14 protein-coding genes are annotated in these 12,285 nt (G+C 62.7%); 8 read left to right on the top strand and 6 right to left on the bottom strand.

The features are described from left to right. Positions 1 to 90: 90 nt before the first annotated feature. The 5 genes from LCW13_RS08680 to LCW13_RS08660 all read right to left on the bottom strand — a co-directional run bounded on the left by LCW13_RS08680 (position 91) and on the right by LCW13_RS08660 (position 5,787). Positions 91 to 1,167: an extracellular solute-binding protein gene (locus tag LCW13_RS08680; RefSeq protein ID WP_225348066.1), complete on the bottom strand. Its 1,077-nt coding sequence runs from the start codon at positions 1,165 to 1,167 to the stop codon at positions 91 to 93. A gap of 1 nt (position 1,168) precedes the next feature. Further along, positions 1,169 to 1,951, bottom strand: a complete 783-nt coding sequence (gene potC / locus LCW13_RS08675; RefSeq protein WP_225348065.1) for a spermidine/putrescine ABC transporter permease PotC — start codon at positions 1,949 to 1,951, stop codon at positions 1,169 to 1,171. After that, positions 1,948 to 2,829 (bottom strand): spermidine/putrescine ABC transporter permease PotB, encoded by an 882-nt coding sequence (gene potB / locus LCW13_RS08670; RefSeq protein WP_043333577.1) that lies wholly within the window; start codon positions 2,827 to 2,829, stop codon positions 1,948 to 1,950. The genes potC and potB overlap by 4 nt, the downstream gene beginning before the upstream one ends. Next, a complete protein-coding gene (gene potA, locus LCW13_RS08665; RefSeq protein ID WP_153635742.1) occupies positions 2,826 to 3,959 on the bottom strand; it encodes a spermidine/putrescine ABC transporter ATP-binding protein PotA in 1,134 nt (377 codons plus the stop codon). The genes potB and potA overlap by 4 nt, the downstream gene beginning before the upstream one ends. 544 nt (positions 3,960 to 4,503) lie before the next feature. Then, the gene (locus LCW13_RS08660) at positions 4,504 to 5,787 is read right to left on the bottom strand and encodes a YihY family inner membrane protein (protein ID WP_175088735.1); all 1,284 of its coding nucleotides are present in this window, start codon (positions 5,785 to 5,787) and stop codon (positions 4,504 to 4,506) included. Between the two features lie 105 nt (positions 5,788 to 5,892). Between LCW13_RS08660 and LCW13_RS08655 the strand changes: the two genes are divergently transcribed. The 4 genes from LCW13_RS08655 to LCW13_RS08640 all read left to right on the top strand — a co-directional run bounded on the left by LCW13_RS08655 (position 5,893) and on the right by LCW13_RS08640 (position 8,142). Beyond that, the gene (locus LCW13_RS08655) at positions 5,893 to 6,252 is read left to right on the top strand and encodes an arsenate reductase family protein (protein ID WP_043333573.1); all 360 of its coding nucleotides are present in this window, start codon (positions 5,893 to 5,895) and stop codon (positions 6,250 to 6,252) included. 76 nt (positions 6,253 to 6,328) lie between these two features. Then, complete coding sequence (gene wrbA / locus LCW13_RS08650; RefSeq protein WP_043333572.1) at positions 6,329 to 6,961, top strand: NAD(P)H:quinone oxidoreductase; 633 nt, start codon at positions 6,329 to 6,331, stop codon at positions 6,959 to 6,961. After that, positions 6,962 to 7,369, top strand: a complete 408-nt coding sequence (locus LCW13_RS08645; RefSeq protein ID WP_153635739.1) for a DUF2069 domain-containing protein — start codon at positions 6,962 to 6,964, stop codon at positions 7,367 to 7,369. A 284-nt stretch (positions 7,370 to 7,653) separates the two neighbouring features. Continuing rightward, on the top strand, positions 7,654 to 8,142 hold the full coding sequence (locus LCW13_RS08640; RefSeq protein WP_172978663.1) for a c-type cytochrome: 489 nt from the start codon (positions 7,654 to 7,656) through the stop codon (positions 8,140 to 8,142). A 136-nt stretch (positions 8,143 to 8,278) separates the two neighbouring features. On the opposite strand, the gene LCW13_RS08635 is transcribed toward LCW13_RS08640, so the two are convergent. Further along, entirely contained in the window at positions 8,279 to 9,037 is a 759-nt protein-coding gene (locus LCW13_RS08635) for a cytochrome b/b6 domain-containing protein (RefSeq protein ID WP_215824396.1), read from the bottom strand. A gap of 336 nt (positions 9,038 to 9,373) precedes the next feature. Here LCW13_RS08635 and LCW13_RS08630 point away from each other — a divergent pair, with 336 nt between their 5' ends. From LCW13_RS08630 to LCW13_RS08615, 4 genes are all read left to right on the top strand, one after another. Next, on the top strand, positions 9,374 to 10,264 hold the full coding sequence (locus tag LCW13_RS08630) for an AzlC family ABC transporter permease (protein ID WP_225348064.1): 891 nt from the start codon (positions 9,374 to 9,376) through the stop codon (positions 10,262 to 10,264). Continuing rightward, a complete protein-coding gene (locus tag LCW13_RS08625) occupies positions 10,261 to 10,635 on the top strand; it encodes a branched-chain amino acid transporter permease (RefSeq protein ID WP_153635735.1) in 375 nt (124 codons plus the stop codon). Before LCW13_RS08630 ends, LCW13_RS08625 begins: the two co-directional genes overlap by 4 nt. A gap of 70 nt (positions 10,636 to 10,705) precedes the next feature. Then, a complete protein-coding gene (gene pdxH / locus LCW13_RS08620; RefSeq protein ID WP_043333565.1) occupies positions 10,706 to 11,356 on the top strand; it encodes a pyridoxamine 5'-phosphate oxidase in 651 nt (216 codons plus the stop codon). Between the two features lie 333 nt (positions 11,357 to 11,689). Further along, a complete protein-coding gene (locus LCW13_RS08615; protein ID WP_153635734.1) occupies positions 11,690 to 12,217 on the top strand; it encodes a hypothetical protein in 528 nt (175 codons plus the stop codon). Positions 12,218 to 12,285: the final 68 nt, after the last annotated feature.

Raw genomic sequence — 12,285 nt, 5'->3', positions numbered from 1 at the left:
ACGACGCCCCGAGACAGAGCATGCCTCGGGGCGTCGGTTCAGCTCAAGTCGCTGACGTGATTTCTTGCGTCATCACGCCTAAAGGGCGGATCAATGCCCGGTCTTGAGCTGCTCCCAGTACTTCTGATAGATCGACAGCGCATCGCCGACATCGGTCTGGAATTCGCCGCGGGCGAGATCCTGCTGAGTCGGGAAGACCACCGGGTTGTCACGCACTTCCGGGTCCATCATGTTCTTGGCCGCCAGGCTCGGCGTGGTGTAACCCACGTACTCGCTGATTTCCTTGCTGACTTCCGGGCTGATCAGGTAATCGATGAACTGATAGGCCGCATCGACGTGACGCGCGTTGGACGGAATCGCCATGGTGTCCATCCACAGGATGATGCCTTCCTTGGGATAGACATACTCGACCGGCACGCCTTCCTGGTTCGCCTGATAGACCTCACCGTTCCAGATCAGACCGGCATCGACCTCGCCCTGCATGAAGGGCACGCGCGCCGCGTCGGAGTTGAAGGCACGCACGTTGGGCATCAGCTGGGTCAGCTTCTCGTAGGCCGCCTTGATCTCGTCCGGGTCCGTGGTGTTGCCACTGAAGCCAAGGCTTGCCAGTGCGACATGGAAGACTTCACGCATGTCGTTGGAGAGCAGCAGCTTGTCACGATACTTGTCGTTCCACAGGTCGTTCCAGCTGGTCAGTGCGCCCTCTTCGACATAGTCCGGGTTGTAACCGATACCGGCGCTGCCCCACATGTAAGGCACGCTGTACTGGTTGCCCTTGTCGAAGTCACGATCGACCAGGTTGGGGTCGAGGTCCTCGAAATGGTCGAGCTTGCTGACATCCAGCTTCTGCAGCAGACCTTCACGCGCCATCTTGTCGATGTAATAGGTCGACGGGAAGACGAGGTCGTAGCTGTTGTCGCTGTCCAGCAGCTTGAGCTTGGCGTACATCGCTTCGTTGGAATCGAAGGTGGAGTAGACGACATCGATGCCGGTCTGCTCTTCGAAGCGCTCGATGACTTCATCGGGCATGTACTCGGTCCAGTTGTAGACATAGAGGACCTTGTCGCTGTCATCCGCGGCCAGAACGGGGGCGGATGTGGCCACGGAAGCCAGGCTGACGGCAGCCATCAGGCCAGCGGCACGCAGCGAGAAACGGGTACCTTGCATGTTATTTTTTCTCCTTGAGCAACAACTGTGAAATCAACAGCAGACAGAGCGACAGCCCCAACAGCAGGGTTGCCAATGCATTCACTTCAGGTTTGAGCCCCAGTCGCACCATCGAGTAGATGCGCAATGGCAGCACCTCGAAGGTCGGCCCGGTGACGAAGGTCGAGATCACCACATCATCCAGCGACAGGGTGAAGCTCAGCAGCCAGCCGGAGGCGATCGCCGGCATCAGCGCCGGTACCAGCACGTGCCAGACGGCGCGGGCTTCACTGGCACCCAGATCACGCGCCGCTTCCAGCAACTGCGGGTTGATGCCCGTCAGGCGGGAATAGACGGTGATCACCACGAACGGCAGACAGAAAGTGGCGTGCGAGACCAGCAGCGAGAAATAGCCCAGCTGGATACCCAACGCAATGAACAGCGCCAGGAAGGCGATCGCCATCACGATGTCCGGCATCATCATCACCGTGAACAGCATGCCATTGAGCAGCGGCTTGCCGCGGAAGCGATAGCGATAAAGCGCAGTGGCCGTCAGCGTGCCGATCAGGGTCGCCAGCGTCGCCGCCGTCACCCCGAGCCACAGCGTATTGAGCGCAGCCTCCATCAGATTGCCATTGCCCAGCAGCTTGTCGTACCAGCGCAGGCTGAAGCCGCCCCACACGAAGGGGTTGCGTGAGTCATTGAACGAGATGCCGATCAACACCAGGATCGGCACATACAACAGAGTGAAGATCAGCGTCAGATAACAGCGGCTGAACCAACGCAGCGTGGCGCTCGCCTTCATAGGGTCACCTCACGCTTGAAGAGCTTGACGCTGCGGTAATAGGCCAGCAGCAGGAACGCCATCACCAGTGTCAGCATCACGCTGATCGCCGCGCCGAAGGTCCAGTTGTTGGCCTCCAGGAACTGGCCCTTGATGATGTTGCCGATCAGCGGATGGCGCGAGCCGCCCAGCAGGTCCGAGACATAGAACATGCCCATCGCCGGCAGGAACACCAGCAGCACGCCCGCGATGATGCCCGGCATGGTCAGCGGCAGCACGATATGGCGGAAGGTGGCCAGGCCATTGGCACCAAGGTCGCGGGCCGCCTCCAGCGTCGGGCGGCTCAGCTGCTCGAAGACGGCATACAGCGGCAGGATCATGAACGGCAGCAGCATGTAGACCAGCCCCACGATCACCGCCTCCTCGGTATACAGCAGACGCAGCGGCGCATCGATCAGGCCGAGATTCATCAGCACATCATTGAGCAGCCCGCGCGTCGCGATCAGCGTGCGCAGGGCATAGATGCGGATCAGCGAGTTGGTCCAGAACGGAATGATCACCAACAGCAGCAGCAAGGGCTGCAGGCGCGGGCTGGCCCGCGATATCATCCACGCGAAGGGATAGCCGAGCAGCAGACAGATCAGCGTCGTGATCAGGCCGATCCACAGCGAATGGCCGAAGACGCTCAGGTACACCGGACTGATCATCTGGCCATAGTTGGTCAGAAAGCCCTGCCACAGCGTGCTCAGCGACAGCTCACCGCCCAGCAGCTGGCCGGTGTTTTCCGGCATCAGACTGACCAGCACCACCAGCAGCGTCGGGGCCAGCACCAGCACGATCAGCCAGCCCCAGATGATGGTCAGGGTGGCGGTCTTGAAGGGATTGCGCACCAGACTCATGCACCCGCCCCCGTCACGGCCGGCTCATCATCGGGCAGGATGATCTCCCAGTCCGGTACCCAGCTGACGCGCACGCGCTCGCCGAGGCGGTAATCGAAGTCAGGGTCATCCTCGTCGAAGAACTCGCTGGCCAACAACTGCTGACCGCTGTCCAGCTCCAGCACCGTGTCCAGGGTCATGCCCTTGTAGTTGCGCTCGATGACGCGCGCCGGGAAACCTTCGCTGTCCTCGGCGCCCTTGAGTCGCATGTCTTCCGGGCGCAGCAACACCTGCACCGCCTCTCCGCCCTGATAGGTGCGACCATGGCTGCTGAGTTCCAGCGTCTGACCGAGCAGCGTGATCTCGATGCGCCCGGCCGTCGCCGCGGGGCGCACGACCTGCGCCGCCAGCTGGTTGATCTCACCGACGAAGCGCGCCACGAACAGCGTGCTCGGCGATTCATAGACCTCACGCGGCGTGCCGATCTGCTCGATGCCGCCTTCGCGCATCACCACCACGCGATCGGACATCGACAGCGCCTCTTCCTGATCGTGGGTGACGAACACGAAGGTGATGCCCAAGCGACGCTGCAGGCGCTTGAGCTCGTTCTGCATCTGCTTGCGCAGCTTGTAATCCAGCGCCGACAGCGGCTCATCGAGCAGCAGGACGCGGGGACGCTTGACCACGGCGCGGGCAATCGCGATGCGCTGCTGCTGCCCGCCGGAGAGCTGGTCCGGGCGGCGGTCCGACAGATGGGCCAGTTGCACCATCTCCAGCGCTTCGCGCACCCGCTCATGAATCTCGGCCTTGGCGACCTTTTCCATGCGCAGCCCGAAGGCCACGTTGTCGTAGAGGTTCATGTGCGGAAACAGCGCATAGCTCTGGAAGACGGTATTGACCGGGCGCTGGTGAGCGGGACGCTCATGCAAGGCCGTCGACTCGAGCGTGATGGTGCCGCTATCCGGCGATTCGAAGCCGGCGATCATTCTCAGCACGGTGGTCTTGCCGCAACCGGACGGGCCCAGCAGCGTGACGAACTCACCATCGTTCAAATCCAGGTCAAGGCTGTCCAACACCTTGCGATCACCAAAGGTCTTGGAAATGCCACGCAGCTTGACCAGCGGGGCCTTCTCAGGAGCAGAGCTTTTCATCGGCGGGTTGTCACCTCCAGCGGGCGTCGCGAACGGCACCCTCATGCATGTCAGGCGCGCCAGGGACTGGCACGCCACATCGTCAATTCCATCGTGCCTGGCCACCGGCTGACTGCCAGCTCTCGCCGCTCGCTTTGGCGCTGGCGCGCAGGTCGCGCAAAGGTCACATCAGACAGCGGAAAGGCGCCGTCGCCAGTCTGGCATGCCAACCTTTCACTTGCGTGTCTGCCCGGCGAGCCGCTGCCAGCTGACCTGTCTCATTCATGCCTCGACCACGCCTCACCCTTACCTCGCTCACTCCTCACCCTGGCTCTCCAGCGTGCAGGCCGAATTGCGGCAAGGCAGGCGAGCGGTTCCGGTTGATGTGCGAGAGACAAAGGAAAAGGCCCGAACAGGTGTCGGGCCTTTTCATTGCCGTCATCGCTTTCGATATCGGGGCATCGGCATCCGCCTCAACCCCCGTCGGGATGAGCAGACGGCACAGGGTGCGCATTCTGCCCATTCGGCTTCAGGCTGTCACCTTGCAATCACGTTCCTGTGCCGCTCAGGAAGTCGCAAGTCGCGGATCTTGCGGGTCTTTTTCCTCCTGAGTCATGGCCTCATCACCCACCTCACCGACACTGGGCAGCACCTCGACCAGACCGCAGGTCATGCGCTCCTTCTCGGCGGCACGCGCACGCGCCAGCGCCTCACGCAGGGGTTCCAGGCGCGGATGCGGCGCTTCGCCCGCCTCGCCGGCCGGCAGTTCCCACGGCAAGGCGTGCGCCATCTCCCACAGCGAGTAATGACTGAGATCACGCCCGAGCACCCATTGGCCATCCTGGGTCTGGCTGGCGATGTTCTCGGCGATCAGCGGCTTGAGCACACGACGGTAACGACTGCCCAGCACTTCCGTGAGTCGATCATCGGACAGCGGCTCACCGCGTTCATGGGCATCCTTGAGCAGCATCACGGCACCGAGGGTCTGCCAGAACGGTGGCCAGCGATGCCAGTCAGCATTGGAGCGCTCGCCCATCCAGGCCGCGACTTCCGCCCCCAGCAGCACGATGCACCAGGACAGGAACACCCACAGCAGGAAGAGCGGAACGGCCGCGAAGGCGCCGTAGATGGCCTGATAGGACGGGAAATGCGTCACGTAGAGCGAGAAGCCCGCCTTGGCCAGCTCCAGCGCCAGCGCCGTGGTCAGCGCGCCGACCGCGGCGTCACGCAGGCGAACCTTGCAGTTGGGCACCGCGGCATAGATGAAGGTGAAGGCCGCAGCGCTCAACAGCGGCGGCAACAGACGCAGCAACAGTGCCTTGCCGCCCAGCATCTCGGCGGCCGAGTCGAAGAAGGACAGCGAGGTCAGAAAGGACGACAGCAGAAAGCCCGAGCCCAGCATCAGCGGCCCCAGCGTCAGGACGGCCCAGTACATCAGGAAGCTCGACAGTCCCTTGCGCCCTTCCGGCACCTGCCAGATGGCATTGAAGGCGCCTTCGATGGTGATCATCATCATCACCGAGGTCACGAACAGGAAGATCAGACCCACCGAGGTCAGATTGCGCGCCTGACCGGAGAACTCGTTGAGATACTCGAGCACCGTGGCGCCGGTCGAGGGCAGAAACTGGGAGAACACCGTGGTCTGCAGTTGATCGCCCACGCCGTCGAAACTCGGAATGACGGCGAACATCGCATAGATGACCGTCATCAAGGGCACGATGGCGAACAGCGTCGTATAGGTCAGTGCCGACGCGGTCTTCTTGCCGTCGTGATAGTTGAAACGTGATACCAGCTTGAGGATGACGCCGATGGCGGGCATGACCCGCGAGATCCCTGGCAGTTGTGGCATTCTTGTGCGCCCCTCTACAATGCGTTCCTGATTCATTCGCCACCGCCGGCCATGGCCAGTAGCGCTTGCGTGAAACCCATCACCTGTCCGGAAACGGAGACAGTCATGTCAATATTGAAACTCTACCATAACCCACGCTGCTCCAAGTCACGGGAAACACTGGCGCTTTTGACCGCGCGCCTCGAGGGCGATGCCTTCGAGACCGTCCGCTACCTGGAAGACCCCCTCGATCGTGAGCAGCTCGAGGCCCTGGCCGCCCGAGTGGAAGGCGGGGCGCGGGCTCTGACCCGCGAGAACGAAGCCGAGTGGAAGGCGCTGGGCCTTGTAGACCCCAGCGATGCGCAACGCCTTGACGCGATTGCCGCAACGCCGAAATTGATGCAGCGGCCGATTCTCGATGATGGCACCCGTGCCGTCATCGGTCGCCCGCCCGAAGATGTGCTGGTGCTGTTGAGCGACGCCTGATCCCCTGATGACAGAGTGTGCTCACGCAAGCCCCGCTTGCCCCTTTCGATAGATTGTCATCCACCTGAGGAAGCTCATGTCCGCAACGACCCCCGACGCGACGCCGTACGTCCTCGTCCTCTATTACTCGCGCCATGGTGCGACCCGCACGCTGGCCGAGCAGATCGCCGCCGGCATCGAGTCCATCAGCGGTGTCGAGGCACGCCTGCGCCGGGTGCCCGAGATCTCGGCCACCTGCGAGCAGACCGAGCCGGAAATCCCCGACAGCGGGGCCATGTACGTCGAGCTGGACGACCTGCGTCACTGTTCGGGCCTCGCGCTGGGCAGTCCGACCCGCTTCGGCAACATGGCGGCGCCGCTCAAGTACTTCCTGGACTCCACCAGCGAGCTGTGGATGAACGGCGCCTTGATCGACAAGCCTGCCACCGCCTTCAGCGCCTCAAGCTCTCTGCATGGCGGTCAGGAAACCACGCTGATCACCATGCTGATACCGCTGCTGCATCATGGCATGGTGTATGCCGGTGTGCCCTACAGCGCCACCGAGTTGCTCGAGACCACCCAGGGCGGCACGCCCTACGGCACGACCCACGTCAGCGGCAAGCGTGGCGACAACGATGTCGATGACAACGAACAGCGCCTGGCACTGGCGCAAGGCAAGCGTATCGCTCGCCTGGCCCTTGCCATGCAACCTCTCAGGGAGACGAAATAGATGCGCGCCTGGCTTGAACGACTGGAACGTGAGCAGGGCCTCGACACGCTCGAAGCCAAGAGCCGTCGCGGTGTGATCGCAAGTTTTGCGGCCGTCGCCCTGCTGCTGCTGATCGGCGGCATTCAGCTAATGGCGCAGAGCGAGAACAGCGGCCTGCTGCCGCTGTTGATCCGCCTGCTGCCCATCGCACTATTCCTGCCCGCCATCTTCACCCGCCGGGCACGTGGCCATGTCTGGCTGGCCTTCGTCAGCCTGCTCTACATCATGCAGGGCGTGATGCTGGCCGGTGTGCCTGGCCACGCCGTCATCGGCGTTCTGGAAGCACTGGCGGCACTGGGGCTGTTCATTTCCAGCATGGCTTACGCCCGTTTCCGCTCGCGCAACCTCAAGCGTCAGCCGCAGGCCTGATCAAGCCCTGGCCTCTCCATTGCCCGCCCTTCTCGTCGCGCCATAATCGACTAAAATTGGCGGCTAGAATAGCCGACTAAAATAGGCGACTAGAATAGCCGTAAAATAGCCGACTAGAATGGCGGGTATCGGTTTGCGCCCTCCCACGGCGGCTTGCCACTTACCCCGCCGCTACCCACTGCTTTTCCCAGCGTGTCTCCTCAACCATCGCGAGCCGCCCATGCTGTATCGGCTTTGCGAGTTGATTACAGCGAGGCTTTGCCATGATCGGCCTGACAACACACTTGTCTTTTCCGCGCCCTGCGGGCGTATCGCGCAACCGCCTGACCACTGGCGTGCTGGCGGCTGGCGTGGTGCTTGCCAGCCTGTTGGCGTCGCCAGCGGCACTGGCTGACAAGACGGAAGATGCCATCCAGTATCGCCAGGCAGTCTTCCAGACGCTGGCGTGGCAGTTCAGTCCGATGGGTGCGATGGTCAAGGGCAAGCAGGACTATGATGCCGAGGAGTTTCGCACCCGCGCCGAGCGACTGGCGCTGTTGGCTCAGATGCCATGGGAGGGCTTCATCGCCGGTTCCTATGACGGTGATACCGACGCGCTGAGCAAGATAGAGAGCGACCGTGCAGGCTTCGACAAGCGTGCCGAGGCGCTGATGACCCAGAGCCGGGCATTGGCTGACGCCGCCGCCAGTCAGGACCTTGATGCCCTGCGCAGCCAGTTCGTCGAGACAGCCAAGACCTGCAAGGGCTGTCATCAGCAGTATCGCGCTGACTGATATAGCCAAAGCTCCGTCAAGACGCAAAAGCGCCGCCATGAGATTGCTCGTGGCGGCGCTTTTGCGTCTTGGCATACATGAGGGCGAAAGTGAGAGTAAAAGTCATAGCGAAAGCATGAGTGAAAGCGAGCAGAGCTTACGGCAACTGCGCCCCCTGCCAGATGACCAGAACGGCAATGCCGATCGCCAACCCCAGCGCGAGCCTCCTGCGTGGGCGTAAAGGTGGCACTGGCTCGCCCTCATCCACTACCGATTCATCGCGCCTGAAATGCTTGCGGCCATGCACCATCGCCCAGATCAGCCACTCACCGCGCAGGCCATGCCAGACGATGGCCATCAGATGCAGGGCGATCAGCCCCCACAGCAGCGTGATATTGGTGTGATGCACCCAGGCCAGCCCCTCGGCGACACTCGCTGGGACCCGATCATGCAGGGGCCCTTCGAACAGCAGATCATCGGTGAGAAACAGCCCGCTCGAGGCCTGAATCGCCAGCACCAGCAACATGGCCAGCGTCATCCAGCCACCCAGGGGATTGTGGCCTGCATGGCGTGGCGCGCGTCCCGCCAGAAAGTCAGCGGCGTAGCGCCAGGTCGTGCGCGGTGACGCCACGAAGCGGCTGAAGCGAGCATGCCCGCTGCCCACCAGCCCCCAGATGACGCGAAACGCCACCAGCCCGATCACGCAATATCCCAACCGTGCGTGCCAGACCATCGGAAAATCGAGTCCTGCGCCCACCTCGGCGGTGTACCACATGCCGGTGATCGCCAGAATCAGCAGCAGGTGAAACAGCCGGATGGCCAGCCCCCAGATCACGACACTGCGCAGCGGCGAAGGCTCACCCTGATCATGAAGCACCGTCTCAGACGAGGACTTGCGGAATCGGTTCGAACTCATCCTGATGACTCCCTCAGCGAATGAACCTTTGATGGCACACGTGATCAGGCAGCGATAGGCAGCCAACGAGCGACTACAGGCCAGTATAGGTGGACTCGGTCTGGCGGCTCACGGCAAATCAATCGGCCGTGCCGCCATGAGACATGTGAAATATCAGCAATGAAGCGCTGATTCAGCACTTTCCACTGCCAGCTGCCACCTTGGCAGCATCGCCTGACGCTTGATGACATTATATGCTGCGTAGATTGCCTGCGGCTTACCGGGTCTCGGCCTCTTGAAGGCTCCCGGCATGTGTCGCCCGTCTTCACCCCGCCTGCGCAGAACGGAACTCTCGCCATGTCATCGCCTTCCACGACCGGTACCTCGCACGCCTCCCGGGACGACACCACCTGTGCGGGCTCGCCTCCCCGGCAGCCAGTCAGCAGTCGTCACCTATGGCAACAGGCACTCAACAAGACCCTGCCGGTGATGTTCGGCTATATCCCGCTGGGCGCTGCCTTCGGCGTGCTGTTCACCCAGCTGCCGTTGAGCCCCTGGCTGGGCCTTTTGATGTCACTGGTCATCCTGGCCGGGGCCGGCCAGTTCCTGGCGGTAGCGCTGCTCGGTGCGGGCGCCGGCATCACCGAGGTCTTTGTGGCCACTCTGCTGCTCAATTCGCGCCACCTCTTCTACGGCCTGTCGCTGCTGGAGCGCTTCCGCGCGGCGGGGCTTGGCAAGCTCTATCTCATCTTCGGGCTGACCGATGAAACCTACTCGCTGCTGGCCAGCCTGCCACGCAGCGGCGAACGCGATGATCCCGTGGCGCGCCGTGATGACCAGCGCCTGATGTTGCGCATCACCTTCCTCAACCAATCCTGGTGGGTACTGGGGACGCTGCTGGGTCTGGCAGCCGGACAGCTCAGCTTTGACAGCAGCGGCATCGAGTTCGCGTTGACGGCGCTGTTCGTGGTGCTGGGCATCGAACAATGGTTCGCCCTGCGCGAGCGCTGGCCCTTCATGCTCGGCCTGCTGGTCACGCTCGCGGGCCTGTGGCTGCTGCCGGAAGATCAGCTGTTGCTGGGCAGCATCGCGGCAGCCTGCGCCCTCCTGCTCGGGCAGTATCATTACCAGCGTGGCAAACAACAGCCACACGTCACGCCTGCCCCGCGTGACGATCATCCCCCACACGGCAAGTCTGGCGCGCGCCGGACTGAACACAATCAAGCCTCGGAGCACACCACCCCATGACGACCCTGCAGGCCTTGCTGTTGATCGCCGTGTCAGCCGGCGCGACCTTCGCCACGCGCGCGCTGCCCTTCGTGTTCCTGTCCCGCCATTCGGCCCATCCGCTGATTCTGCATATGGGCCGCTATCTGCCGGCCATCGTCATGGTCGTGCTGATCATCGTCTCGCTGTCGGCCATGCAACTGCCTGACATGTCAGAGTCTGCGCACCACATCTCGGCCTGGCAAAGCTGGCTCGTAAGCGCCGAGGGCGCCGGCATGCTGGTCGCGGCCCTCTGCGTGGCGGGACTGCATCTGTGGCGACGCAATGCGCTGCTCTCGATTGCCGTCGGTACCGGGCTTTACATGGCGTGGCTGCAGCTGGGCGGTGTCTGATGCTTGCGATCCAGCACGTGAGCGGTCACAGTCATGTCATTACATGAGCAATTCATCAAGGGAGCCCACCATGAACCGCGATATCGCCGATGTGCGCAGAACCTATTCCGGTGATGGCCTGAGCCTTGCGAACACACCGCTGGAACCCTTCGAGCTGTTTCAGGAGTGGTTGACCAGCGCCCTGTCCGCCGATGACAACGACGCCAATGTCATGACGCTCTCCACCGTCGACAGCCAGGGCAAGCCGCATGCGCGCATCGTGCTGCTCAAGGGCTGCGACAGTGAAGGCTTCATCTTCTATACCAACTATCAGAGCCACAAGGGCAGCGAGCTGGCCAATGTGCCCTTCGCCGCGCTGACCTTCTGGTGGCCCGCGCTGGAGCGCCAGGTGCGTATCGAAGGCAGCGTCGAGAAGGTCGCGGATGCCACCTCCGATCAGTACTTCGCCTCACGCCCCAAGGAGAGCCAGCTGGGCGCCTGGGTCTCGCAGCAGAGTGTCGAGATTCCCGATCGCGAATGGCTCAGCGAGCGTCAGGGTCGCTTCGAGCAGGTCTATGCCACCACCGAAGTGCCGCGTCCGGAGCATTGGGGCGGCTACCGCGTAGTGCCGGAAATGATCGAATTCTGGCAGGGGCAGCCCTCGCGCCTGCACGATCGCGTACGCTACCAGCGCCTGGACACGGAAGACGGCGAATGGCACAAGCAACTGCTGGCACCCTGACCCGCTAGCCAGTCTCTGCCGCTAGCCAGTCTGTGCCGATAGCCAGTCTGCGCCACAACAGGCGCTCTTCTCGAGGCTCCGCTCATGCGGGGCCTCTTGCGTTGCCGTTCGGGTTACCGTGCGGGGCGCCGGCCGGGTTGCCGCTTGTGTTATCGCTTGCGCTATTCCTTGAGACCCCGCCGGCGCAGATTCGCGCGTTCAGCGGCTTGCCCTCGCCGGGCACAAGCCGGACAATGGCCGCCCTTTCGGCCTCTGGAACGCCAGTCAGCCTGCGTCATTCATAGCGCATCCGACATGGCCTGCGATGCCAGACACGCTCAGATTGGAGGCTTCATGGCCTGGGATGACAGCGGCACCCCCAAGGTGGCACGTCAGACACTGGTAGACCGTCTGCTGGCCGGTTATACGCCGTCCGACAGTCATGGCATCTCGCTGGTCGATCACGCCGTGGTCGGCAATGTGCTGTATACCGTGCTGGAACATCCTCACGGCCATACCTTCATTCGCCAGCACCTGATGCAGGCTCCCAAGAATGGTGACCCCAGCCGCTGGGAATACCATATCCGTGACGAAGGCACGCCAGACATTCCGCTGCAATGCCCCGAGGAGCTGCTCGAACAGTCGACAGCGCCCGGTGAGATTGCCGCCCAGTGGCGCGCCGACACCCGCGCGGCGCGTGATGCCGCCGCAGCACGCAAGCGCAAGATCAAGAAGCTCAAGAAGGGTGAGCTGCTGACCGCACTGGATGGCAGCCAGGTGATCTTCGTGCGCGCCTTCACCGCCAGCCTCTTCATCGGTCGTGCGCCAGAGGATGGTGAGGACGACGAGTACGAGTATCATTGGCAGGATATCGCGCTCTAGACCGCGCCAGCGCTCTAGAGCACGCCAGCAATTGCCTCACTTGCCGTTTCGCCCCGCCCTCCTTGATG

The sequence above is a fragment of the Cobetia amphilecti genome, from assembly GCF_020217465.1.
GTDB classification, from domain to species: domain Bacteria; phylum Pseudomonadota; class Gammaproteobacteria; order Pseudomonadales; family Halomonadaceae; genus Cobetia; species Cobetia amphilecti.
This window is presented reverse-complemented; position numbering and strand designations above follow the sequence as displayed.

What these genes read in the sequence shown, in the direction of transcription:
- LCW13_RS08680 (WP_225348066.1), bottom strand. Translation starts at nt 1,167, where the DNA reads ATGCAAGGTACCCGTTTCTCGCTGCGTGCCGCTGGCCTGATGGCTGCC.
- potC (WP_225348065.1), bottom strand. Translation starts at nt 1,951, where the DNA reads ATGAAGGCGAGCGCCACGCTGCGTTGGTTCAGCCGCTGTTATCTGACG.
- potB (WP_043333577.1), bottom strand. Translation starts at nt 2,829, where the DNA reads ATGAGTCTGGTGCGCAATCCCTTCAAGACCGCCACCCTGACCATCATC.
- potA (WP_153635742.1), bottom strand. Translation starts at nt 3,959, where the DNA reads ATGAAAAGCTCTGCTCCTGAGAAGGCCCCGCTGGTCAAGCTGCGTGGC.
- LCW13_RS08660 (WP_175088735.1), bottom strand. Translation starts at nt 5,787, where the DNA reads ATGCCACAACTGCCAGGGATCTCGCGGGTCATGCCCGCCATCGGCGTC.
- LCW13_RS08655 (WP_043333573.1), top strand. Translation starts at nt 5,893, where the DNA reads ATGTCAATATTGAAACTCTACCATAACCCACGCTGCTCCAAGTCACGG.
- wrbA (WP_043333572.1), top strand. Translation starts at nt 6,329, where the DNA reads ATGTCCGCAACGACCCCCGACGCGACGCCGTACGTCCTCGTCCTCTAT.
- LCW13_RS08645 (WP_153635739.1), top strand. Translation starts at nt 6,962, where the DNA reads ATGCGCGCCTGGCTTGAACGACTGGAACGTGAGCAGGGCCTCGACACG.
- LCW13_RS08635 (WP_215824396.1), bottom strand. Translation starts at nt 9,037, where the DNA reads ATGAGTTCGAACCGATTCCGCAAGTCCTCGTCTGAGACGGTGCTTCAT.
- LCW13_RS08630 (WP_225348064.1), top strand. Translation starts at nt 9,374, where the DNA reads ATGTCATCGCCTTCCACGACCGGTACCTCGCACGCCTCCCGGGACGAC.
- LCW13_RS08625 (WP_153635735.1), top strand. Translation starts at nt 10,261, where the DNA reads ATGACGACCCTGCAGGCCTTGCTGTTGATCGCCGTGTCAGCCGGCGCG.
- pdxH (WP_043333565.1), top strand. Translation starts at nt 10,706, where the DNA reads ATGAACCGCGATATCGCCGATGTGCGCAGAACCTATTCCGGTGATGGC.
- LCW13_RS08615 (WP_153635734.1), top strand. Translation starts at nt 11,690, where the DNA reads ATGGCCTGGGATGACAGCGGCACCCCCAAGGTGGCACGTCAGACACTG.